Here is a 19793-nt window from a genome sequence, read left to right on the forward strand (position 1 = left end):
GTTGCGGGGGGCGCCTTGGGGCCCCCCCCACCCCGCCCGCCGAGGAGGGTGATCGTGGCGATGGAAAGGCGGGTTTTCATTTTCCGGAAGGTTGGATTTTGATCAATTCCGTGGTGTCGAGGCCGGCGGGACGGGGTGCGTCCGCGGCGTCCTGTTGGTTGGCGGGAAGGGTGGGGCTGTCGGCCCGGAGATCACTCGCGGGAATCGAGCGTTCGACCAGTCGGTTCCACGAATCAAGCAGTTCGGCGCCATCCGCGCGCAGGGTGCGGGATTTTTCCTGATAGTCGGCGAGGCGGACGAGGAGCGCCCGGGCGTCGGCGACTTCCGCGGCGGTCCAGCGGAGGTTGCGGCTGCGATAGAGGACCGGCACGTCGATGTCGATCTTGGCGAGATGGCCGCCGGGCGCCTCGGCGGTGAGGATGTGCTGGATGCGGAGGTTGGTTTGCTCGAAGGCGGCGGCCGGGGACGAGGTGCGGTCGGGCGCGGTGTCCTTGGTGGTTTTTTCGCCGGGAAGCTGGTCGTTGGCGGGCATCAGCGCGACGTTGACGGGGGCGGCGGTGGTTTTGGGAGCGGCCGTGGCCGGGGGCGGGGTGTAAGTCGGGATGGGACTTTGCGAAGCCAGGATGACGGGCTTGGTGATGTACATCAGGCAGAACAGGGCCGCGACCGCCGTGCTGGCGAAAAGCAGCCAGGGATAAATCCGTTGCGTCGGGCAGGTGGCCGCGCGGCGATTTGACTTCAAGTAGGCCAACGCGGCGTTGTCGATCGCTTGGATCAGGCTGGGGTTCTGGACGGGAAGCGGTTTCATGGTTTCGTCGAAGGTTTCTCCTCGTTGCGGGCGTTTTCGGACCTCGGCTCGGCCGCGACGGCATGGCTGACGATGGTCTGGTCCGACACGCCGGGAAAGGTGGTGATGGTCATGGATTCGCGGGAAAGCCGCAAGTGGCGGAGGGTTCCGCCGGAGTTGCTCATGGCTTGCAGGCCGGGGATGACTTCGAGCGCGCCGGATCCCTGGCGCTGGCGGCCGATGCCGTCTGACCGATAGATTTCAAAGGTGCTGTGGGATTCCTCGTCGCCTTCCGCGGAGACCCGGATGCGGACCCCGTCGGTGGAGACGCGGAAGGCGATGGGCTTCATCGGGATGGGCGTCACCTGCTGGCCGGTGAGTTTGAAATGGGCTTGCAGCAGGAAGTCGCCGACGTGCTTGAACTCGGTGGCGCGGGCCACCGGCAGCAGAGTGAGAAATAGCAGGAATGATAGAAGGCGCGTCATTCTCCAACGTCCCAGAGGGAGTCCCTGTTGCTGCCGGAAGGGTCGTAGGTGACGCCTGAGCCGGCATTGATGACGGGGGGAGAAACATTCACGAGAATCGTCAGGTTGGTTCCGACCAGCGAGGTGACCGTCGGCATCACCGTGATGTTGCCAGGCATGTAGGGAAGGATGAGGGCGCTGGTGAGCTCGGAGACCGAGACGGTGGGATTGTCCGCGAGATACATCCGCTGGGCGGAATACACCTGGCGGAGGGTTTCGGACGCCGTGCGGCCGAGTTTCCACTGGTCCATCTTGCTGGAGGAGAACAGCCCGATTTTGACGAGGGCGAGCAGCACCATGATGACGATGGTCATCTCCAGAAGCGTGAATGCTTTTTGGGACTGGCGGGACAGACGCTGCGTTTTCATGACGGGAATTGCTTAACGGATTCGGAAGTTCTTGAAAAGCTGGAAATCCGGCTGTTTCACCCCTTGAAGAGTTTCACGGCTTCGATGAAGTTTTTGCGGAATTCGGGGTCCTCCACGAGACCTTTGAGATAGATCAGCGCGAAGAACGAGGAGACGGAAATGATCGCCACGGAGAACAACCACCAGGTGACGGATTTGTCCTTGGGCGCGATGAAGGGCACAAACCATGCGTCCCGGTCCACGATCTGGGTCGTATACATCTGGCTGTTTTCCCTGAGCTGCGCGATGAGTTCGTCGGCGAGCTTGCTGCTGCCAGCCACGAACAGGTGCTTGTAGCGCTTTCCCGGGACGTCGGGGATCTCCACGGTGCGGATGCCGTCCGGCAGCGATTCCGGCGGTCGCAGCGTTTGAATGTGCGTCTCATACACATACTTCTCGCGAAGCCAGCGGTCGAAACGGGTGAGTTGCATGGGGTGCTGGGTTTCGTGTTTAGATTCCGCTCTGCATCATCTTCGGACCCATCAGGAAAATCGGCAGGAAGGTGCCGATGAAAACCGCGGCGATGAGGCTGACCGCCATGAGCAGGACGACGAAGCTGATCGCGGCGGCGAATGAGTCCATGTGATTTTGCAAATCCTCCTCATACATCTCGGACAACATCCCGAGCTGCGCGTCGAGCGAGGCGGATTTCTCACCGATGGCAAGCATGTGGGTGACCTGGGCATCGACCGAGGTGTATTTGGCGAAGGCGGTGGAGAGCGGGACGCCGGAGTGCTCGTATTTGTCGGCTGCGGTGCGCAGCTCCTCGTAGAACGGAGTGTTGCGGACGCTGTTGGCCGAGACGCGGATGGACTTGGCGAGGTTGATGCCGTTGGAATGCAGCAGCTGGATGGTCGAGATGAAGGTCACCTGGCGCAGGCTCATGATGAGCAGGCGCAGCAGCCGCCACTTGGACATGAAGAAGCCGAGGATCAGGTTCCGCACGTGGGCCGAGCGGGCGATGGTCACCGCGATCGCAATGGCGCTGCAGACGAAGATCGGCCATGTCGATTGAGTGAAATGGCTGACCTTGAAGGAGATGGCCGTCATGCCGTCAGGTTTGGCCCCGACACCGCTGAGCATCTCCTCGACTTGGGGAACGATCTTGACCTGGGAAACGATGAACGCGCCTACCAGGACGCAGATGATGATGCCGGGGGTGATGGTCGCTTTCTTGATCTGTTTGGCGAAAAACAACTCGCTCTTCAAGCGGGCGGCGAGCGATTGGAACGCGTGGTGAAGTTGGCCGGCATCCGAACCCGCCTGGATGAGGCCGACGATGGTCTCGCTGAAACGCCCGGTGCGGCGGAAGGCTTCATGGACGTTCATGCCCGTGTTGATATCCTCACGGATGCGGACGAGCGCGTCGGCGATGGCTTTGTTAGGAAGGCCGTGGCCATAGTATTTGAGCGCGTCGGCGGTGTTGATCTGGGCGCGCAGCATCGAGCCGAGGCCGCGGAACAGGTCCACCAGGTCCTTCTTGCTGAATTCCTTGACCTTCCCCGGCTTGTTGAGCGCGGCGAGAAGGCCTTTCTGGGCCGGCACGGCGGCGGCTTTGCCCTGGGCGGTGGGACTAGTCATCGGTGTAGGTCATGTCGATGACCTTGCTGACGGCAACAAGGTCGGTTTTTCCATCGCGGAGCAGCCGCAGGCCGCTGCGGCGGAGATTCGGCAGGACGCCTTCCTCGGCGACTTTCATTTCCAACTCGTAGGGCGTCATCTCGCCCTTCGCGAGCAGGTCGGAGATTTTCGGGGAGATCGGGATGATTTCGAGAATGGCGGTCCGTCCGCTGTAGCCGGTGTTGCGGCATTCCTGGCAGCCGCCGGACTTGGCGGTGAAGACCGGGACGTCCGCCCAGGAATCGTCGAGGCTGAAGGTTTTGCGGTCGAGCTCATCGATTCCGTTGGAGGGCTCCTTGCAATACGGGCAGAGAAGTTTGACCAGGCGCTGCGCGCAGGCGGCCTTGAGGGTTTGCGCGATCTTCCAGCGTTCCAAGCCGAGCTGTTCGAAACGCTCGATGATCTGTGAGGCCCGCGCGGTGTGAATGGTGGTGAGGACCTTGTGGCCCGTCACGGCGGCCTCGATGGCGAGCTCGGCGGACTCAATGTCGCGGACCTCTCCCATCAGGATGATGTCGGGGTCCGAGCGCATGAAGGATGCGATCATGGGCTTGAATTCCTTGGGGCTTTTCAAGTCGCAGTGGGTGATGCCGGGCACCTCGTCTTCCACCGGGTTTTCCAGCGTCAGGATGTTCACGTCCGGGCGGTTGAGTTCGCGCAGGATGGCGTTGAGCGTGGTCGATTTGCCGGAGCCAGTGGGGCCGGACATGACGATGATGCCGGCGGGGATTTTCATCACTTTGTTGAGGGCGAACATCGTCTCGTCGTCGAAGGCGAGCGTGCCTTTGCCGAGGGTGACGTTGATGTTGCTCTTGTCCAACAGACGCATGGTCACGTGGTAGCCGCGGTAGGTGCGGTGGCGCTCGTAACGGATGTCGATGGGCCGGTGGAAATAGGAAATGGTGAAACGTCCGGAGATGCCCGGAGCGGTGTTGCGGATCTCGGTGGGCAGCCGCATCAGGTTGAGCAGGAAGGCGTCGAGCCGGTCCTTGAGCTTCATCGGGATTTCCACCTTCGCGCCGATGTCGCCGTCACAGCGGAAACAATAGTAAAACGATTCCTTTTCCACCTTGAAATGGACGTCGGAAGTGCGGGTTCTCACGGCGTCCGACATGATCGAGGCGATCAGCTGGGCCATCGGCTCGGTGTAGTCGGTGGTGACGTCGAAGTCATGGATGCCGTCATCCATGTCTTCCACGTCGATGGCGTCGAGGTCGGATCTGCTGGGGCCGTTGTTGGTGGCGATCGACTCGATGGCCCGGCTGATTTCGGTGGCGAGCGTGACGATCTTGACGATCTCAAGATGGGGGAAACGCGGGGCGAGATATTCTTCTGGCAGCGGGCTCCAGGGATTGGCGATGGCGACGATGAGCTTGTCGGTGCCCGAGAGGCAGAGCGGGGCGAAGAATCCGCGGGTCATCACCGTGGAGTCGCAGGTGGCGTGGAGCGTGCCGTCGCAGAACTCGGCGACCTTCGGGAAGAAGGCAAGGCCGTTGATCTTGGCGATGGCCGCCATGAAGCTGTAGCGGGTGACGCGGTTAGGCACCTGGTCCTGGGCGAGCTCCGCATAGCTCGGATCATGCCCGGCCAGCTCGCCCATGATCCGGCGGCTGATGAGTTCGTTGAAGGAGATGCCGTCGAATTCTATCATGGGAAGGGGAAGGGGAAGGGGTGATCAGTGATCAGTGATCAGTGATCAGTGATCAGAGAAGAGAAGAGAAGAGAAGAGAAGAGAAGAGAAGAGAAGAGGAAGAAGTGAGCAGTGAGCAGTGAGCAGTGAGCAGAGCAGAGCAGAGCAGAGCAGAGTAAGAGGTTAGCAGGGAAGGATTTAGGGCGAGGAGCGGCGTTTTAGGGAATTGATGAGGCCTTGGATCATTTTTGAGAGTTCCTTGGTCTCGGTGATCATTTCGCGCGAGCCGTCAAGGGCGGGCTGGCTGAGCTTTTTCCGCACGCGCTCGGAGATGTAGAGCTGGGTGCGGAGTTCGCCACAGGAACCTTTGCTGTAGCGGAGGAATTTGATGAAATCGGGTGTGCTGTCCCGTTCGCAGCCTTCCGCGATGTTGGATGGGATGGAAACGGCAGCACGTTGCATCTGATCTTTGAGTCCGAAATCTTTCGAATTATGGTTGGCTACATAAACATCCACTGCGAGTTGGCAGCCGCGCTTCCAGATATCGAGATCTTCAAATGTATTGATGTCAGGCATGGGAAGGAGTTTTGAGTGAAGAAGTGATCAGTGATCAGTGATCAGTGATCAGTGATCAGAGAAGATGAAGAGAAGATGAAGAGGAGAGGAGAGGAGAGGAGAGGAGAGGAGAGGAGAGGAGAGGAGAGGAGAGGAGAGGAGAGGAGAGGAGAGGAGAGGAGAGGAGAGGAGAGGAGAGGAGTGGAGAGGAGTGGAGAGGAGTGGAGAGGAGTGGAGAGGAGTGGAGTGGAGTGGGTGGATTATTGAATTTTCTTTTCTGATCACTGCTCACTGATCACTCGGCACTTTTTCACAGCTCGAAGTGCTTTCGGCTTAAAAACGTCCAGCTCTCGTAGTCGAGCCGGGCGACGGTGATGAAGGGGCGGATTCCGAAGCGCTTGAAAACGGTGGTGCGGATTTCCTCCGCCAGGATCGCGGCGGCGACCGGATTGGCGGAGGCGGTGCCGATGGCGTCGGTGTCCTCGGCATAGATCACCGGGGATAACAGGACCCGCGCGATCTTGTGGATCTGGTCGAAGGATTCGTAGAACGCGGAAGGGGCGATCAACTTGCCGCCGAAGGGGATCAAGGGCGCGGAGGGGTTCAGCGTGGCGGCGACCTTGTTGCCGAGGTCGAGGATGGCCGGGCTGAGGTGTTCCTCGTCGTGGCCAAGGACCCGCGCCATCACTTCGAGGAGGTCGGAAGGAATTTGTTTGGCGTGGTTCTCGCGGGCGGTGGCGATGGCCTGTGAGATTTCGGCGGGGGTTCCGGCGCGGGCTTGATGGAGGGCTTCCGCGGTTTGTTGCAGGCAGAGCTCCGCGAAGTCCCAGAGGTCCGCGCCCTTGGCGCGGGGGGCGGGTTCCTGGGCCTCGAGGAATGGTGAAGCTTCGAGCATCAGTGTTTGGCCGCCTTGCTGAAGTTGGATTTGGTGCGGCTGGGAGCGCTGTATTTCCGCGGGGCAATTTCCTCGGCACTCGGATAGTCGGCCCGCCGCTCCTCGGTACGCGGGTAGTAAGGCGCCTCGGTCGGCTGCAGGCCGCGGACGGTCCGTGTCAGGTTGGGCTCGTGGGCGGGGCCGGGATTGTCCTGGTCCACCCAGTCGTGATCGCAGCCGATGACGGTGTTCGAGCGGAGGCGGTTGCTGGCACTGTCGTTCGCGCCGCGGCTGGTCGGGTCGTAGGATTTCGGGGTGACGACGAAGACGAGGCTGGTTTGCTCTTTGAGTGCTTCCTTGCTTTTAAAGAAGAAATTGAGCACTGGCAGGTCACCGAGCAGCGGGATTTTGGTGTTGGCTCCGGATTTGGCCTCGCCATAGAAGCCGCCGACGATCAGGGAGTAGCCGTCAGGCACGCGGGCGAGTGTTTCGACCATTGATTCGGTCACGCGGGGATACCGGTTCTTGGTTTTCTCGCTGATTACTTCGCCACTGATCTGCGCCGAACGCGGACGCAGTTTCATGCGGACCGTGCCATCCGGGAGCAGGGTGGGTGTGACCACCATGGAGATGCCGATTTCCCGGTGCTTGTCGGGGTCGGTGTCGATGCTCTTGTCACTGGTGTCGATTTTATAACGGACTTCCTCGGTCACGGTGGGGTTGTCTGATCCGCTGACCGCGGTGCTGGTGGTGGTGATGATTGGAAGCCGGTCGATGATGGAAATGGTCGCCTGTTCGTTGTCCTCGGTGATGAGGGTGGGGTTGGAAACCTGGCTGGCGAGGTTGCCTTCCGCCAGTGCGCGGAGGACGCCGTTGAGTTGGAGCGGGCTGAGCACGAGGTTGGTGCTGCCGGAGCCGATCGCGTCGGCGACGGGCGAGTCCAATCCGAAGACGGAATTGAGATCGCGGGTGACCTTGAGGGAGGTGCCGTCCTTGCCGAGAGATGCGGCCCAGTTGACGCCGGTGCGCTCGGCGACGCCGCTGTTGACGCGGAGGATCTTGGTTTCGACGATGATCTGGCCTTTCGCCTTGTCGATGCCGTGGAGCAGGTCGCGGGCTTGCTCGATGCGGTGGGCGGAGTCGATGATGATGATGGTGTTGGTCTTGGGCTCGAAGTTGACGATGCCGGTGCCGGGGCTGAGCATGGGTTTGATCAGTTCCTTGATCTGTTCCATGTCGGTGGGGCGGAGGTAGCGGAGTTGATAGTGAAACTCGGCGCTCGGCAGTTGGGCGAGCTGGGCCTGGGTGAGGGCGTAGATGGTGTTGCCCTTGGTGTGGAGCGAGAGTCCGTACATGAAGGAGAGCTCTTCCATCTGTTGGAGGGGGTTGCCGTCGTTGAGGTGGCCGGTGACGAGGAACTCGGGGCCGGCGATCTTGGAGTTGTGGAAATACTGGCGGCCGGCGGATTTCGCGAGGAACTGGAAGATGTCATTGAGTCCGGCATCCTTGATGATAAAGCCCTCGTCGGACTTTTGCATTTCCTGTTTCTGTTGTTCAAGCGGGCCGAAGGGCGCGGCGGCTCCGGGCGCGGCTGGATCTCCGGGAGCAGGCACTGCAGGGATCTCCGAAGGCGCGGGGAGGCCGGAGGGTTCGATTGCGGGCAGGGTGTCTCCCGCGCCGGGAATTTCAGGGATTTGCGCTCCGGCGGCGGCCACGGCTTCGATCGCGGGATCGTCAGGGCTTTGGGCGTGGAGCATTCCCGCCGCAAGGATGGCGGCGGAGAGGGTGAGGAGATTCGCGGCTTTCATGGTGGTGTGGTTGAGAGGTTTAGGCGGTTTCAGCGCGTGGGATCGGGTGCTTCAAGTTCAATCGGGGCGTTCGGGCGGTCCGGGACCATGCCGGGAGCGGTGATTCCGTTATTTCCGGGAGTCATCCCGACCGGGAGCAGGTCGAGCTTGCGGGAGGCGGTCTCGCCGCTGTCGAGGTTGCGAAAGCCGATCTGGCGGGAGGTGACTTCGGTGACTTGGACGCGGATGGGTCTGCCGTGGAAGCTGAGCGGGAGCTGGTCGCCTTGCCTGACCGAGCGGGTTCCTATCAGGAATCGTTTTTCGCCGGGCATGATGGTGGTGACCACGATCATCCCGACGATGTCGGCGAAGGGGGTCGCCTGGATGGGCGCGGCGCGTTTCACGGCTCCGGCGACCGGGGCCTTGATGACCGGTTTCGCGTCCGGGTCCTGGAGCTGGCCGAAGGGGTCCGTGGCGCGTTTCCGCATCAGGAGCACGGAGGAAACCGATTCCACGTAAGGAGCCAGCTCGTCGGCTCCCACTTGGCGGGACGGCAAGGTGTTGACCGGGGCGGCTTCCTTGGCGATGGGCTTGGCGGTTTTGGTTTCCTTGGGAGCGGAGGCCTCGGACGCGAGGGATTTGGTGTCGAAGTTGGCGGCCGACTGCGCGGAGGCGGAGGGCGCCAAAAAGATTCCGAACAGCAATAGCAGGGGCGCGACCGGGCTCCTCGAGTGGAATGGATGTTGGCGCGTGGGCGAGACGCCCACGCTCCTTGAAGTTAGTTTTCCCATGCGGTGTAGGTGACTTGGAAGTTGAGGAGCGAGGATTGGTTGGTGCTGGGATCGATCTTGAGCTCCTGGAGCTGGAGTTGCGGCATCCGGGTTTCCAGTTCGAGGAAGGCCCGCTGCATGGTGCGGTAGGTGCCGCGGAAGGCGATGCGGATCTGCGAGGAGCTCTGCGCGGAAATAGCTCCGAAGCCACCGCTGGTACTCGGGCGCTCGAAGGCGGTCTGTTGGATTTCCTTGGCCGGCAGACCCTCGGAAATCTCCCGCAGGTTGGTGGTAACGGCACTGGCGGTTTCCTGGGAGAGCTGGGTTTTCCAGCGGTCGAGGTGCGGGCGCTGGCGGCCGACCTGGGCTTCGATCTTGAGGCTGGCGAACCGGCCCGCTTCGTAAGCCGTGTAACTCTTCTGTTTGATCGCGGAGGAGGTGACCATGTTGGATTTCAGCATGGAGAAAATCCCGATCAGCACGGCGGTGGCGACGATGGGAAGGATGAGCCCAAACAGAATAATCGGTTGGCGGTAGAGATGCATTGGGAACTTTGAACGTTGAACTTCGAACATGGAACGTCGAACTGAAGAGAAGAGGAGAACGATTATTTCCGACGCTTTTCGGCGGTGTTGATGCTGGCGACGAAAATCCGGATGAGCTGATCGGTTTCCTGGGTGAGTGCTTGGAGCCGGTCAGAGTTTGGGAGTAATTCGGCGCGGAAGATGAGTTTCAGCCAGCGGTCGGATTCGCGGAGTTCTTTGAGTCCGAGACGGAATTTGTGAATGAAATCAGCGGTGGATTCGGTTCCTTGGGCCTCCCCGTGGTGAGAGAGCGGAGCGGTCCCCGAACGCAGCAACTGGTTACCCACATGACGTTCCGCGTAATCACCCGCCAGGGAACGCGTCAGCCGGATGATTTGCGCTCCGTAGTCCAAAAGACGCTCTTCCAAATCATAAGGCTGTTGCGGGTCTTGTTTCATTTCAGCATTCATTCTCTTCGTTCAAAGTTGGAAGTTCGGCGTTCGAAGTTTGACGTTCACGGGGCTTTGGCGACGTTGATCGCCATCGGATCGGTGGCCTCGAAACGCTGGGTGATGGTGAGGTCGAAGGTGAACGGATAGGTCGATTGATCCGCATCGTCGATTTCCTCCGGCGGAATGTTTTTGTAGCTGCTGTTTTCCTGGGTGCGGACGTTAACGACGAGGTTGCGGTTGCCGGTGTTCGGGCTATAGGCGCTGTTGCCGGTGACGCGGGCGATCTCGCTGAAGTGGGCGGAAATGCCTTCGCGGGTGTTGAGGTTATTAAGGTATTCGAGGGCTTCGTCGCGGGCGTAGCCGGTGATTTTCCATTCCTTGACGAGACCGACCTTGGCCTTGCCGGGCGTGCTGTCGGGCTTGGCCGCGTGGGCGTAGGTCTTCACCAACATGCCGCTGTTTTCAGGGAACATGCGGGAGAGCGATTCCATGCTGGTCCACGCCTTGGAGCGGTCTTCCAGCAGGTTGTTCCAGTGCTCGGCTTTTTGTCTCTCGTTGGTGACCTTTTTGAGCCGTCCTTTAGTCAACTCCGTTTGGGACGGGTCGAACGACCATTCCGGACGGCGGATCAGATCGATCACGCCGAGGCCGAAGTAGGCGATGGACAGCACCGCGATGGCGAAGAGCGCGACCCGGGAGAGGCGGAGAAGCTTGAGCAGTCGCATGTCCGAGCGGCTGGGATGGATCTCGACGATGTCCCTGGGTGTCGGCAGGAAATCCTGGAGCGCCCATTTTTCCTCGAGGAGGATGGTGAAGGTGTGGCTGGTGGTGGATTCGGCTGGCGCGGCGGGCTGCGCGGAGATCGCCGGTTCGGGGCACCAGGCGGGGATGCCTTCGATGCTGGCTTGTTGGACCACTTCCACGCGGCTGGTGGTGAAGGTGATTTTCAGGTCAGCACTGAGCGAGGCGTCCACTTTTTCACCGAGAGGGAGGAGGAAGAGGTCGGGATCGACGAATTCCAGGGAGGCGTTGGTGGTGGTGAGCGCGTTGCGGAAATTGGTGGGCCGGCGCAAGCCGCGGTGCTGGAGGGTCCGGATGAGCCTCAGGTCGGCGTGCTCGTTGAAGAAGGCGAGGGCGGTGAACCACGGGTATTGGAGAATGCCGACGAACGGCTTTCCGGGCGTGGGTTCGACCGACTGGCTCAGTCCCATGATGACCACCAGCGGCGCGCTCAAGGCGTGGGTGATGACCGGGAAATTTCCGGTCTCGCCGGTTTCCCGAAGCTTGGCGATGAGGGGCGCGTATTGCTTGGAAATGGTGATGGTGGTGCCGATCACCTCGCTGCCTGCCGCCGGGTAGGGGAGTACGCGCCAGGCGGCTTGGTCGGCGAGAATCGACGAGTCTTCGAGAATCGATCCGGGGTCGGAAACGGCGGTGTCCCGGAGGTCGGCAAGGGCGGCGGGGTTGTCGAGCTCCGGCTTGAGCTCGGTGGTCGCGAACTCGTCGGCGACGTGCAGGATGACGCCCAAGGACGAGGCTCCGTGGGAGCGGGCGGCGCGGAGCGCCTCGGCGACGAAGCTGTCCAGCCGGGCGGGGTCTTGCAGGATTTCCTCCGAGAGGGACGGCCCGCTGCTCCACTGGGCCTTCTTGCAGTCGTGATAGAAAGTGGTGATGCCGGCGCCATCCGTGCGGATGTGCAGCTGGAAATTCAGCTCAAGGGCGTTCTGATACCATGCCGGATTGCTGGCGCGGGTGGTGTGGCGCAGGATCGAACAGGCCTGGCGGAACTGCTGGAAGGCATTGAGAGACGCCGGATGTTGGAAGGTGGCCAAGGGACTGGAAAGTAAGGGAGTGCATGGCGGACGGGGGAGCGATCCGGGGAACGAAAGATTTCGGGAAAGGGAACGGCTCGCCCGCCATGAGCAGGCGAGCCGTGGAATTGAACTTCCGGAGGGAAGCTCGGCTGGAATTACCAGTCTGCTGTCAACGTCGTCGCTGGAGCGTAGTCGACTTCGCCAGTGCCTGTGTAGGCAGCTGTCAACCACAGAACGCCTGCAGTTGGAACCGTGCCACCGCCGGTGTAGCTGGTGATGGCAGTGGCTGGAGGAGCCGGCTTGCGTAGATATGCGCCAACGCCATCGCTGGCAGCTCCATAGATAATGGCTTCGGTGCAAACTCCAGTGCCTTCCGTGAGGTTTTGCATGTTGGCATGACCGCGCACGGCTTGTTGGGCATTGCGGATGTTCAGGATGTTGGTGGAACGGTCGGAACCCTTCTTCCAGGCACGTGCGCCGATGAAGAGGATGGAGATGAGGGAGAGCAAGACAAGGATGACGACTGTCAATTCGAGCAGGGTCATACCGGACTTGGACTTCATGTTTTGGGTGTTGGTCAGTTTCATAGTGTGTTATTTTCTATTTTTTATTCGGGTGTGTTTGTTTTTTTGTCGGATTGAGAGCGCTTTTGGACTCGAAGGTTTCTGAGTTCTTCGGGGTTTGGGCGGGGTCTCGGAAAGTGGTTGGGAAGAGGTCTTAAAGTCGAAGGTCTTAAAGTCTGAAGGTCGGAAGATGAGATTAAGATTAAGAGGGTCTGAAGGTCGAAGGTCGAAGGTCTTAAAGTCGAAGGTCGGAAGAGGAAGAGTCGCTGGCGTCTTTGACTTTCAGACCTTTGACTTTAAGACTTTCAGACATCTCATCTTCAATCGTCATCATTCTTGTTCATTTTGGAGTTCTGGAAGGTTTCCTGGGTGATGACGCCTTGGTTGAGGAGGCGGCGGAGATTGGAGTCCCACTCGATGTTGCCGGCGCGGCGGATGACGTCCTCCAGCGAGCGGGCGCCGCCGTCGTAGTTGGCGATGGCGCTGGAGACGGCGTCGTCGTTGTTCTGGAGGAATTCGTAGGTGAGCACCCGCTTCTGGACGCCGTTGAGGAGGCCTTGCGAGTGGATGAAGATGAGGATTTCCGCGAGGCGGCTGAGGACGGAGGTGTGGTTGTCCTTCGGATAGAGTTCGAGAATCCGGCCGATGGTTTTGACGGCGCCGGTGGTGTGGAGGGTGGAGAGGACGAGGTGACCGGTCTGCGCGGCTTCCATGCAGGTTTCCATGGCCTCGCGGTCGCGGATTTCTCCGAGCAGGATGATGTGGGGCGCTTTCCGTAGCACGTCCTTGAGACCTTGCTTGTAGGAGTGCACGTCGCGGCCGACTTCCTGTTGGGTGACGATGCTGGGTCCGGGAATCCGGTGGCCGGGATAATCCGGATCATCCATGTCGTCGGGATATTGATACTCGATGGGGTCCTCGACGGTGACGATGTGCTTGGGATGATTCCGGCGGGCCCAGTCGATGAGCGAGGCGAGGGTGGTGGATTTGCCCGAGCCGGTGGGACCGGTGACGAGGCAGAGTCCGGCGCGCTTGAGGACGCCGTGGCGCAGGGTGTCGGTGGTGTCGGGATCGATGCCGAGGGATTCCAGCTCGGGGATGAAATCGTTGAGAATCCGGCAGGTGACGCCGAGGCCGGAGGAGCTGAGGTGGGCTTGGATCCGCAGGCGGCCGGAGCGTTCGCCGCTGTCGCCCATGGGGATGCCGTCGCAGGAGAAGTCGGCGACGCGGGTCTCGGAGAAGCTGGCGATGGCGAGGCGGATTTTTTCATCGACCCGCATATCCATGCTGTTTTCCTGACCGAATCCGTGGCTGCCGCTCTCGCGGTTGGAGATGAGTTCCTTGAGGATCTCGTCCATGTTGCCGGCGTTGAGGATGCCGAGGAAATCGAGTTTCTCCATGCCCTTGTTGGTATGGATATAGACCGGGCGGTCGGCGCGCATCTGGATGTCCGAGACGCGGAGCTCGCGGCAGACGCGGAAGATGATGCCGAGCAGGTGGTTGCCCTTCATGCCCGCGGCGAAACGCACCGGCACGGCGGCCGGGGTGTGACCCGGAAGCGGTGGTGGTTCGAGAACTGGGGCAGAGGAGATCATGGGAAGAGAAAGAGAAGAGGTCTGAAAGTCGAAGGTCGGTAGAGGAAGAGGTCTAAAAGTCGAAGGTCTTAAGGTCGAAGGTCGGTAGAGGAAGAGGTCTAAAAGTCGAAGGTCTTAAGGTCGAAGGTCGGTAGAGAAGAGGAAGAGGAAGAGGTAAGTGGAAGTTCGGATGTTTGACCTTAAGACTTTGAGACCTTAAGACCTTTAGACTCTCCCGATACTTGCGGCTGGAGTTTGCCTTCGAGGCGGAGGATGGTTTTCTCGGCGGCGTCGCGGATCTTGACGATGAAGTGGAAACGCTCGTCGCATTCGTTGACGCGTTGGGGTGATAGAAGCTCCCAGTTTTTCGTTTGGTCCCACTCTTTGGCGAGGGTCTCGTAGCGGACAAGGCAGTGGTCGGTGATATCCAGGCACTGGCGCATCTGCGCGGGGGTGAACTTGGGCTGCTCGCTTTTGAGGTCCTCGAACATGAGGTGGAGCATGTTGGTCGCGGCGGCGGCGGCAGTGAGGGCCGGGCGGGGATCGTGTTCCTGCTTGAGGCAGTATTGGATGGTGTCCTGGGCGAGTTTCGCGGCGGAAGGCGTGAGCTCGGGACGGGTGCCGACGGCGGGCTCGGTGAGGAAGAAGTTGAGCGAGTTGTAGTTTCCGTAGTGGGACGGATCGAGCTGGTAGGCGAAGCGGAGCTTGTCCTCGGTCTGGCGGCGGAGGTAGCGCTTGTGGGCGTCGCTCGGGGCTTTCGGGTTGGTGCTGACTTCAGAGACTTTGCCGAGGGAGGCGAGGAAGTTTTCGAACCGGCGCTCCAGCGATGGGTTGGATTTGGCGGCGGGTTTGATTTCCGCGGTTTTCTTGCAGGAGTCGCAGGATTGGCCGTCTTCATGACGGTGGGCTCCGACACCCATGCCGCCGTGGAAGTAGGTTTCGATGGAGCCCTGCATGGCCATTGCAAAAACCTCGCCGTAGGGGCTGCCGTTGATTCCCAGCGGGTTGAGCGGAACATCCAAATCAGGATTGGTGACCAGCGGGCGTCCGGCAAACGCCCATGCCAACACGCCGCTGCCGATGAGGCAGAAGGAGATCGCGTGGGTGGAGATGCGGGACATGGGAAGAAGAGGTGGGAAGAGGGTCGAAGGTCTTAAAGTCGAAGGTCTTAAGGTGGGAAGAGAAGAGGAAGAGGTCTGAATATTTGACTTTGAGACTTTGAGACTTACGCAGTAATCTTGGTGCGGAAGGTGAGGCGGGAGAGGCCCAGATAGACCGCGAAGATGCCGGCGAAATAGAGGGTCATGTTCCAGAAGGCTCCGGCAGGAAGGGATCCGCGCTTGAAGAGCAGGCGCTGGGTGAGATCCGCGAAACTGTAGTGTGGCGAGTAAACCCAGAGTCCGTGGAGGATCGGATTTTCCTCAAGCTTCAGCATGTGCTCGATGTAGCCGACGCCGTAGAGGCCGTAGATAGCGATGAGCAGGGTGACGGTGAAGCCGGTGATGCCGCCGAAGCGCGAGGCGAGCGCGGTCGCCAGGGCTAACAACGGAGCGGTGACCAGCAGGAAGAGCGCGGCGTATTGGAGGTTCAGGGTCCACCACATCGAGTGCTCGGCGGGATCGGCGGGCTTGGCTCCGAACTGGCAGATGAGCGCGGTGATGATGGCGAGCGGCGCGATGAAGGAGAAGACGGCGAGCCAGATTTCCAGCAGTTGGCGGGTGGCGGAAACTCCGGTGGTTTGGAAATACTCGCCGACGCCGGTTTTGGCGTTGGTTTCCCCCTCGCGGGCGGCGGTGAACAAGCCCCAGAGCAGGGTGCAGGTCCAAAGCGTGCCCCAAGCGGCGAGAATCCGGGCCGGTTGCACGAGCAGCGGTTTTTCGGTGGCGCTGGAAATCAGCGGCAGTGCGAAAGGCAGAGCGATCACCGCAAGGGCGCAGATCGCCCAGGCTTTACGCTGGAGAATCGTGGCAAATGTGAGTCGGAAGAGTCTCATGGCTGGGGTTCAGTTCATCAAATTCTTGAGGGCGCTCCAGGTCTGGCCGTCTTCATTGAGATGGCGGGCGCTTTTGCCTTCGATCATCAGCGCGCTGGGCATTTCCATCGAATCGTAGTCCGGATGGCAGCTCACGAGGCGCAGGACGTTGGCAGAGGACTGTTTCCAGATTTCCTCGAAGGCTTTGCGGGCGAAGGCGTCGAGTCCGCTGAAAGGCTCGTCGAGAAGCAGGATGTTGCCGGTGTCCGGTTTCACGGAAAACTCGGCCATGATCAGGCTGGTTTTGCGGCGGTTGCCAGTGGAAAGGCGGCCGTAGGGCTTTTTGACGTCGAGCTCGATGCGTCCGGCGAGGTCGAGCGCTTCTTGCAGGCGGGCTTTGGGAAGCAGCATCCGGAAAACCATCGCCGGAGTGATTTCGGGATCGAAGCGGAGATCCTCGGGAAGATATTGGACGAAGCCCTCGGCGCGGAACTTTCCGGAAACCGGTTTCAAGGTGCCGGCGAGGGTGCGGAGGAGGGTGGTCTTGCCGCGGCCGTTGCGGGCCAGCAGGAAATGAGTGCCGCCGGTCAGCTTCACCTCTTGCCCGAAGCGGGCGAGCGGGCTGCCGTAGCCAATTTCAAGACCGGAGTCGAGATGGATGGTGGCTTGCCTGTTCATCGTTGCTGGTTTCGACTTCGTTGCGGGTTCTAGATCGATGAGGCAGGTTATCAAAATACCTAAAATATCGGCTTCGGTAACATTTTTTGTAATAGCAAAATCATTTTTGGTTGGCAACCTTTTTTGAGTATTTCAAGAGCCCGCGCGCTTGTTTTTTAATAAAATTGAATTTTCCCGACTCGGATCCTTATGAAACAAAGGATTCTTCGGATTGGCGGAGCTATAAAAAAACCAAAGATTTTTTCTTCGTGACGGGAAGGAAGTGGCTGGTAAAAGCCCGCAGCGGATTATGGCGGGCAAGTTAACATACCAACAGGCAGGAGTGGACACGCGCAAAGCGGCCGCTCTGGTGGGCGACATCGGCACTCACGTGCGCAGGACTCAACAGACACGCAAGTTGTGGGGGGCTTTCGGGCTTTTCGCCGCTTGTTACGACCTGAGCAGCTACAAGGAGCCGGTCATGATGACCGGTTGCGACGGCGTCGGGACGAAGTTGGAACTGCTGCTGGAGCACGATCTTCTTGAAACGGCCGGCAAGGATCTCGTCGCGATGAGCGTGAACGACATCCTCACCACCGGCGGCGACGCGCTGCTTTTCCTCGATTACATCGGCATCGCGGCGCTGCATGAGGAGAAAATCACGCGGCTCATTTCCGGCATGGCGGATTACCTTGAGGCCTGCGACTGCATTCTCGCCGGCGGCGAAACCGCCGAAATGCCGGGGATTGTTCCTGTGGATGTCATCGAGCTTTCCGGATTTTGCATCGGTTGCGCGGAAAAGCCCGACCTGATCGACCCGACCACCGTCGCTGTGGGCGACGTGCTCATCGGCTACGCGTCCGACAGCATCCACGCCAACGGTTGGTCGCTCGTCCGCCGCGTGCTCAACGAATTTCCCGGCGAAGTCACCGACGAGGAACTCCACGCCTGGCTCAAACCCACCCGCCTTTATCACGACGTCACCCGCGATTTGAAGAAATCCGGCGTGAAGCCGAAAGCGATGTCGCACATCACCGGCGGCGGCCTGCCGGAAAACCTCGAGCGCCTGTTCCGCGGAATGGGGGCCGATCTGGAAATCCCGAAATGGAATCTTCCCGGCATTGAAAAACTTCTCTCCCACGTCGATGCGGAAGACCGCTTCCACACCTTCAACATGGGCATCGGCTGGGTGGCGATCGTCGCCGAGGCGGATGTCCAAACCGCACTCAAGGCGGGCGACGGCGGCACGGTTTTAGGCCGGATGGTGCCTGAAGAAGGTGTCCGAGTTTGCGTAATCGGCGAGTGACGCTAAATTTTCCCCACGCATGAGCGACTTCCTCACCCACGAATGCGGAATCGCCGCAGTGCGACTCCGCAAGCCGCTGGCTTATTATTACGACCGCTACGGTACCTGTCTGTGGGGGCTCAACAAGCTGTTCCTCCTGATGGAAAAGCAGCGCAACCGCGGCCAGGACGGCACCGGGATCGGCTGCGTGAAAATCGACATGCCCATCGGCCAGTCCTACGTCCATCGCCGCCGGGGCGTGGAAAAGGACGCGCTGTCCGAGATTTTCCGCAAGGAGACCAAGGATTTCTACAAAATGTCCCGCAAGGGCCTGCTGAACGCCAAGGACCCGGAAAGTGTGAAAAAGCACTTCGATTTCGGCGGGGAAATCCTCATCGGCCACCTGCGCTACGGGACATCCGGGGAATTCGACGCCGGCTGCTGCCATCCTTATTTGCGCCGCAGCAACTGGCCGACGCGCACCCTGATGGTGATGGGGAATTTCAACATGACCAACGCCGGCGCGCTCAACGAAGTGCTCATCGACCGCGGTCAGCACCCGGTTTTCGGCACCGACACGCAGACGGTGTTAGAGGAAATCGGCTACCATCTCGACGAGGCGCACACCGACCTTTACCGCCACCTGCGCGACTCGGGAGTGCCCGGCGCGGAAATTCCGGCGATGATCTCCGCGGGCTTGGACGTGCCCAAGCTGGTCGCGGAATCTGCCGCCGCGTGGGACGGCGGCTACGCGATTTGCGGTGTCATCGGCAACGGCGACATGTTCGTCATGCGCGATCCGCACGGCATCCGCCCGTGTCACATGTTAGTGACTGACGAGGTCATCGCCTTCTCTTCCGAGCGGGTGCCGCTGATGACCGTGTTCGAAGCGGACGCCAGCGAGGTGAAAGCAGTCGATCCCGGATCGATGATCACCATCAAGTCGGACGGCTCGATATCCGACTCCGCCTTCACGCCGCCGCAGCGCTACACGCCGTGCTCGTTTGAGAAAATCTATTTCTCCCGTGGCAACGACCCGCAGATCTATCGCGAGCGCAAAGCGATGGGCGCCGCGCTCGTCTCGCAGGTTGTCGAGTCCATCGGCGGCGCGTTCGACAAGACCGTCTTTTCCTTCATTCCTAACACCGCAGAAACGGCGTATTACGGCCTGATGGACGGCCTCCGTCTTTACCGCCGCCAGGAAGTGCGCTCGGAAATTTTGAAGGCCTCCAGCGAAGGCACCCTCACGCCCGAGCTGGTCGATGATTTGATCCTCCGCAATTGGCCGAAGGGCGAGAAAATCGCGCACAAGGACATCAAGATGCGGACCTTCATCTCGCAGGAAAAAGGCCGCGACCAAATGGTTTCCCACGTTTACGACATCACTTACGGCGTCGTGAAGCCGGGGGATCTCCTCGTCGCGCTCGATGACTCGATCGTCCGCGGCACCACGCTCAAGCAGTCGATTCTCAAGATCCTAGCCCGCACCAAGCCATCGAAGATCGTCGTCTGCTCCACCGCGCCGCAGATCCGTTATCCGGATTGTTATGGAATCGACATGTCGGAGCTCGGCAAGTTCATCGCCTTCGCGGCCGCCGTCGCGCTGCATCGCCGGGCGGGCAGGCAGTCGCTGCTAGACCGAATTTACGACGACTGCCAGGCGGAGCTCAAGCGGCCCGCCGCCGAGCGCAAGAACCGCGTCCAGGCGGTTTACGACGCCTTCACCGATGAAGAGGTTTCCGCGGAAATCAGCCGGATGGTCTATCCGGAAGGCATCGAATGGCACGGCGAGGTGGAGGTGATTTTCCAAAGCATCGACAACCTCCACGCCTCGATCAAAGGCGACTGCGGCGACTGGTATTTCACCGGAAACTACCCGACCGCCGGCGGCTACGCGATGGTCAACCAGGCCTACATCCGCTGGTACGAAGGCGTCGGCGGGCGGAGTTACGACCTGCCGTTGTGAGGCCGCACGTCGCGGCGATCACCGGTCGCCGC

At 60.4% G+C, this 19793-nt stretch carries 21 protein-coding genes; 3 read left to right on the forward strand and 18 right to left on the reverse strand.

Annotation, left to right across the window (positions count from 1 at the left end):
• Nucleotides 1-76: 76 nt before the first annotated feature.
• The 7 genes from AC4DF4_RS12625 to AC4DF4_RS12655 form a co-directional block, all read right to left on the reverse strand.
• Nucleotides 77-808, reverse strand: a complete 732-nt coding sequence (locus AC4DF4_RS12625) for a hypothetical protein (protein ID WP_490048464.1) — start codon at nt 806-808, stop codon at nt 77-79.
• Nucleotides 805-1272, reverse strand: a complete 468-nt coding sequence (locus tag AC4DF4_RS12630; protein ID WP_490048465.1) for a hypothetical protein — start codon at nt 1270-1272, stop codon at nt 805-807. The genes AC4DF4_RS12625 and AC4DF4_RS12630 overlap by 4 nt, the downstream gene beginning before the upstream one ends.
• Nucleotides 1269-1679, reverse strand: a complete 411-nt coding sequence (locus AC4DF4_RS12635; RefSeq protein WP_490048466.1) for a type II secretion system protein — start codon at nt 1677-1679, stop codon at nt 1269-1271. Before AC4DF4_RS12635 ends, AC4DF4_RS12630 begins: the two co-directional genes overlap by 4 nt.
• Before the next feature lie 56 nt (nt 1680-1735).
• Complete coding sequence (locus AC4DF4_RS12640) at nt 1736-2149, reverse strand: hypothetical protein (protein ID WP_490048467.1); 414 nt, start codon at nt 2147-2149, stop codon at nt 1736-1738.
• 19 nt (nt 2150-2168) lie between these two features.
• Nucleotides 2169-3299 carry a type II secretion system F family protein gene (locus AC4DF4_RS12645; protein WP_490048468.1) on the reverse strand — a complete coding sequence of 377 codons (1131 nt, stop codon included), beginning with the start codon at nt 3297-3299 and terminating at the stop codon, nt 2169-2171.
• Nucleotides 3292-4989 (reverse strand): GspE/PulE family protein, encoded by a 1698-nt coding sequence (locus tag AC4DF4_RS12650; protein WP_490048469.1) that lies wholly within the window; start codon nt 4987-4989, stop codon nt 3292-3294. The genes AC4DF4_RS12645 and AC4DF4_RS12650 overlap by 8 nt, the downstream gene beginning before the upstream one ends.
• A gap of 177 nt (nt 4990-5166) precedes the next feature.
• Nucleotides 5167-5544 carry a four helix bundle protein gene (locus AC4DF4_RS12655; RefSeq protein WP_490048470.1) on the reverse strand — a complete coding sequence of 126 codons (378 nt, stop codon included), beginning with the start codon at nt 5542-5544 and terminating at the stop codon, nt 5167-5169.
• A gap of 51 nt (nt 5545-5595) precedes the next feature.
• On the opposite strand from AC4DF4_RS12655, the gene AC4DF4_RS12660 reads away from it, so the two are divergent.
• Nucleotides 5596-5790, forward strand: a complete 195-nt coding sequence (locus AC4DF4_RS12660) for a hypothetical protein (protein WP_490048471.1) — start codon at nt 5596-5598, stop codon at nt 5788-5790.
• A gap of 43 nt (nt 5791-5833) precedes the next feature.
• On the opposite strand, the gene AC4DF4_RS12665 is transcribed toward AC4DF4_RS12660, so the two are convergent.
• From AC4DF4_RS12665 to AC4DF4_RS12715, 11 genes are all read right to left on the reverse strand, one after another.
• Nucleotides 5834-6418 carry a hypothetical protein gene (locus AC4DF4_RS12665; RefSeq protein WP_490048472.1) on the reverse strand — a complete coding sequence of 195 codons (585 nt, stop codon included), beginning with the start codon at nt 6416-6418 and terminating at the stop codon, nt 5834-5836.
• On the reverse strand, nt 6418-8205 hold the full coding sequence (locus AC4DF4_RS12670; RefSeq protein ID WP_490048473.1) for a secretin N-terminal domain-containing protein: 1788 nt from the start codon (nt 8203-8205) through the stop codon (nt 6418-6420). Before AC4DF4_RS12670 ends, AC4DF4_RS12665 begins: the two co-directional genes overlap by 1 nt.
• Nucleotides 8206-8234: 29 nt before the next feature.
• A complete protein-coding gene (locus tag AC4DF4_RS12675) occupies nt 8235-8870 on the reverse strand; it encodes a hypothetical protein (RefSeq protein WP_490048474.1) in 636 nt (211 codons plus the stop codon).
• Nucleotides 8871-8962: 92 nt separating this feature from the next.
• Complete coding sequence (locus AC4DF4_RS12680) at nt 8963-9499, reverse strand: hypothetical protein (RefSeq protein WP_490048475.1); 537 nt, start codon at nt 9497-9499, stop codon at nt 8963-8965.
• A gap of 62 nt (nt 9500-9561) precedes the next feature.
• Nucleotides 9562-9936 (reverse strand): four helix bundle protein, encoded by a 375-nt coding sequence (locus AC4DF4_RS12685; RefSeq protein WP_490048476.1) that lies wholly within the window; start codon nt 9934-9936, stop codon nt 9562-9564.
• A 56-nt stretch (nt 9937-9992) separates the two neighbouring features.
• Nucleotides 9993-11762 (reverse strand): hypothetical protein, encoded by a 1770-nt coding sequence (locus AC4DF4_RS12690; protein WP_490048477.1) that lies wholly within the window; start codon nt 11760-11762, stop codon nt 9993-9995.
• Nucleotides 11763-11899: 137 nt separating this feature from the next.
• Complete coding sequence (locus AC4DF4_RS12695) at nt 11900-12331, reverse strand: prepilin-type N-terminal cleavage/methylation domain-containing protein (protein WP_490048478.1); 432 nt, start codon at nt 12329-12331, stop codon at nt 11900-11902.
• Nucleotides 12332-12627: 296 nt separating this feature from the next.
• Nucleotides 12628-13902 (reverse strand): type IV pilus twitching motility protein PilT, encoded by a 1275-nt coding sequence (locus tag AC4DF4_RS12700; RefSeq protein ID WP_490048479.1) that lies wholly within the window; start codon nt 13900-13902, stop codon nt 12628-12630.
• A gap of 179 nt (nt 13903-14081) precedes the next feature.
• Nucleotides 14082-15002, reverse strand: coding sequence for a hypothetical protein (locus tag AC4DF4_RS12705; protein ID WP_490048480.1), 921 nt, complete (start codon nt 15000-15002; stop codon nt 14082-14084).
• Between the two features lie 104 nt (nt 15003-15106).
• Complete coding sequence (locus tag AC4DF4_RS12710) at nt 15107-15874, reverse strand: hypothetical protein (protein WP_490048481.1); 768 nt, start codon at nt 15872-15874, stop codon at nt 15107-15109.
• A 9-nt stretch (nt 15875-15883) separates the two neighbouring features.
• On the reverse strand, nt 15884-16531 hold the full coding sequence (locus AC4DF4_RS12715; RefSeq protein WP_490048482.1) for an ATP-binding cassette domain-containing protein: 648 nt from the start codon (nt 16529-16531) through the stop codon (nt 15884-15886).
• A 289-nt stretch (nt 16532-16820) separates the two neighbouring features.
• Between AC4DF4_RS12715 and purM the strand changes: the two genes are divergently transcribed.
• Both purM and AC4DF4_RS12725 read left to right on the forward strand, forming a co-directional pair.
• Nucleotides 16821-17816 carry a phosphoribosylformylglycinamidine cyclo-ligase gene (gene purM / locus AC4DF4_RS12720; protein WP_490048483.1) on the forward strand — a complete coding sequence of 332 codons (996 nt, stop codon included), beginning with the start codon at nt 16821-16823 and terminating at the stop codon, nt 17814-17816.
• A 19-nt stretch (nt 17817-17835) separates the two neighbouring features.
• Entirely contained in the window at nt 17836-19761 is a 1926-nt protein-coding gene (locus tag AC4DF4_RS12725; RefSeq protein WP_490048484.1) for an amidophosphoribosyltransferase, read from the forward strand.
• Nucleotides 19762-19793: the final 32 nt, after the last annotated feature.

The sequence above is a fragment of the Luteolibacter sp. genome, assembly GCF_058122085.1.

Excerpts from the sequence above, each read along its gene's own strand:
- AC4DF4_RS12655 (WP_490048470.1), bottom strand. The coding sequence starts at position 5,544 with ATGCCTGACATCAATACATTTGAAGATCTCGATATCTGGAAGCGCGGC.
- AC4DF4_RS12650 (WP_490048469.1), bottom strand. The coding sequence starts at position 4,989 with ATGATAGAATTCGACGGCATCTCCTTCAACGAACTCATCAGCCGCCGG.
- AC4DF4_RS12700 (WP_490048479.1), bottom strand. The coding sequence starts at position 13,902 with ATGATCTCCTCTGCCCCAGTTCTCGAACCACCACCGCTTCCGGGTCAC.
- AC4DF4_RS12725 (WP_490048484.1), top strand. The coding sequence starts at position 17,836 with ATGAGCGACTTCCTCACCCACGAATGCGGAATCGCCGCAGTGCGACTC.
- AC4DF4_RS12685 (WP_490048476.1), bottom strand. The coding sequence starts at position 9,936 with ATGAAACAAGACCCGCAACAGCCTTATGATTTGGAAGAGCGTCTTTTG.
- purM (WP_490048483.1), top strand. The coding sequence starts at position 16,821 with ATGGCGGGCAAGTTAACATACCAACAGGCAGGAGTGGACACGCGCAAA.
- AC4DF4_RS12705 (WP_490048480.1), bottom strand. The coding sequence starts at position 15,002 with ATGTCCCGCATCTCCACCCACGCGATCTCCTTCTGCCTCATCGGCAGC.
- AC4DF4_RS12630 (WP_490048465.1), bottom strand. The coding sequence starts at position 1,272 with ATGACGCGCCTTCTATCATTCCTGCTATTTCTCACTCTGCTGCCGGTG.
- AC4DF4_RS12710 (WP_490048481.1), bottom strand. The coding sequence starts at position 15,874 with ATGAGACTCTTCCGACTCACATTTGCCACGATTCTCCAGCGTAAAGCC.
- AC4DF4_RS12635 (WP_490048466.1), bottom strand. The coding sequence starts at position 1,679 with ATGAAAACGCAGCGTCTGTCCCGCCAGTCCCAAAAAGCATTCACGCTT.
- AC4DF4_RS12715 (WP_490048482.1), bottom strand. The coding sequence starts at position 16,531 with ATGAACAGGCAAGCCACCATCCATCTCGACTCCGGTCTTGAAATTGGC.
- AC4DF4_RS12695 (WP_490048478.1), bottom strand. The coding sequence starts at position 12,331 with ATGAAACTGACCAACACCCAAAACATGAAGTCCAAGTCCGGTATGACC.
- AC4DF4_RS12670 (WP_490048473.1), bottom strand. The coding sequence starts at position 8,205 with ATGAAAGCCGCGAATCTCCTCACCCTCTCCGCCGCCATCCTTGCGGCG.
- AC4DF4_RS12625 (WP_490048464.1), bottom strand. The coding sequence starts at position 808 with ATGAAACCGCTTCCCGTCCAGAACCCCAGCCTGATCCAAGCGATCGAC.
- AC4DF4_RS12645 (WP_490048468.1), bottom strand. The coding sequence starts at position 3,299 with ATGACTAGTCCCACCGCCCAGGGCAAAGCCGCCGCCGTGCCGGCCCAG.
- AC4DF4_RS12665 (WP_490048472.1), bottom strand. The coding sequence starts at position 6,418 with ATGCTCGAAGCTTCACCATTCCTCGAGGCCCAGGAACCCGCCCCCCGC.
- AC4DF4_RS12640 (WP_490048467.1), bottom strand. The coding sequence starts at position 2,149 with ATGCAACTCACCCGTTTCGACCGCTGGCTTCGCGAGAAGTATGTGTAT.
- AC4DF4_RS12680 (WP_490048475.1), bottom strand. The coding sequence starts at position 9,499 with ATGCATCTCTACCGCCAACCGATTATTCTGTTTGGGCTCATCCTTCCC.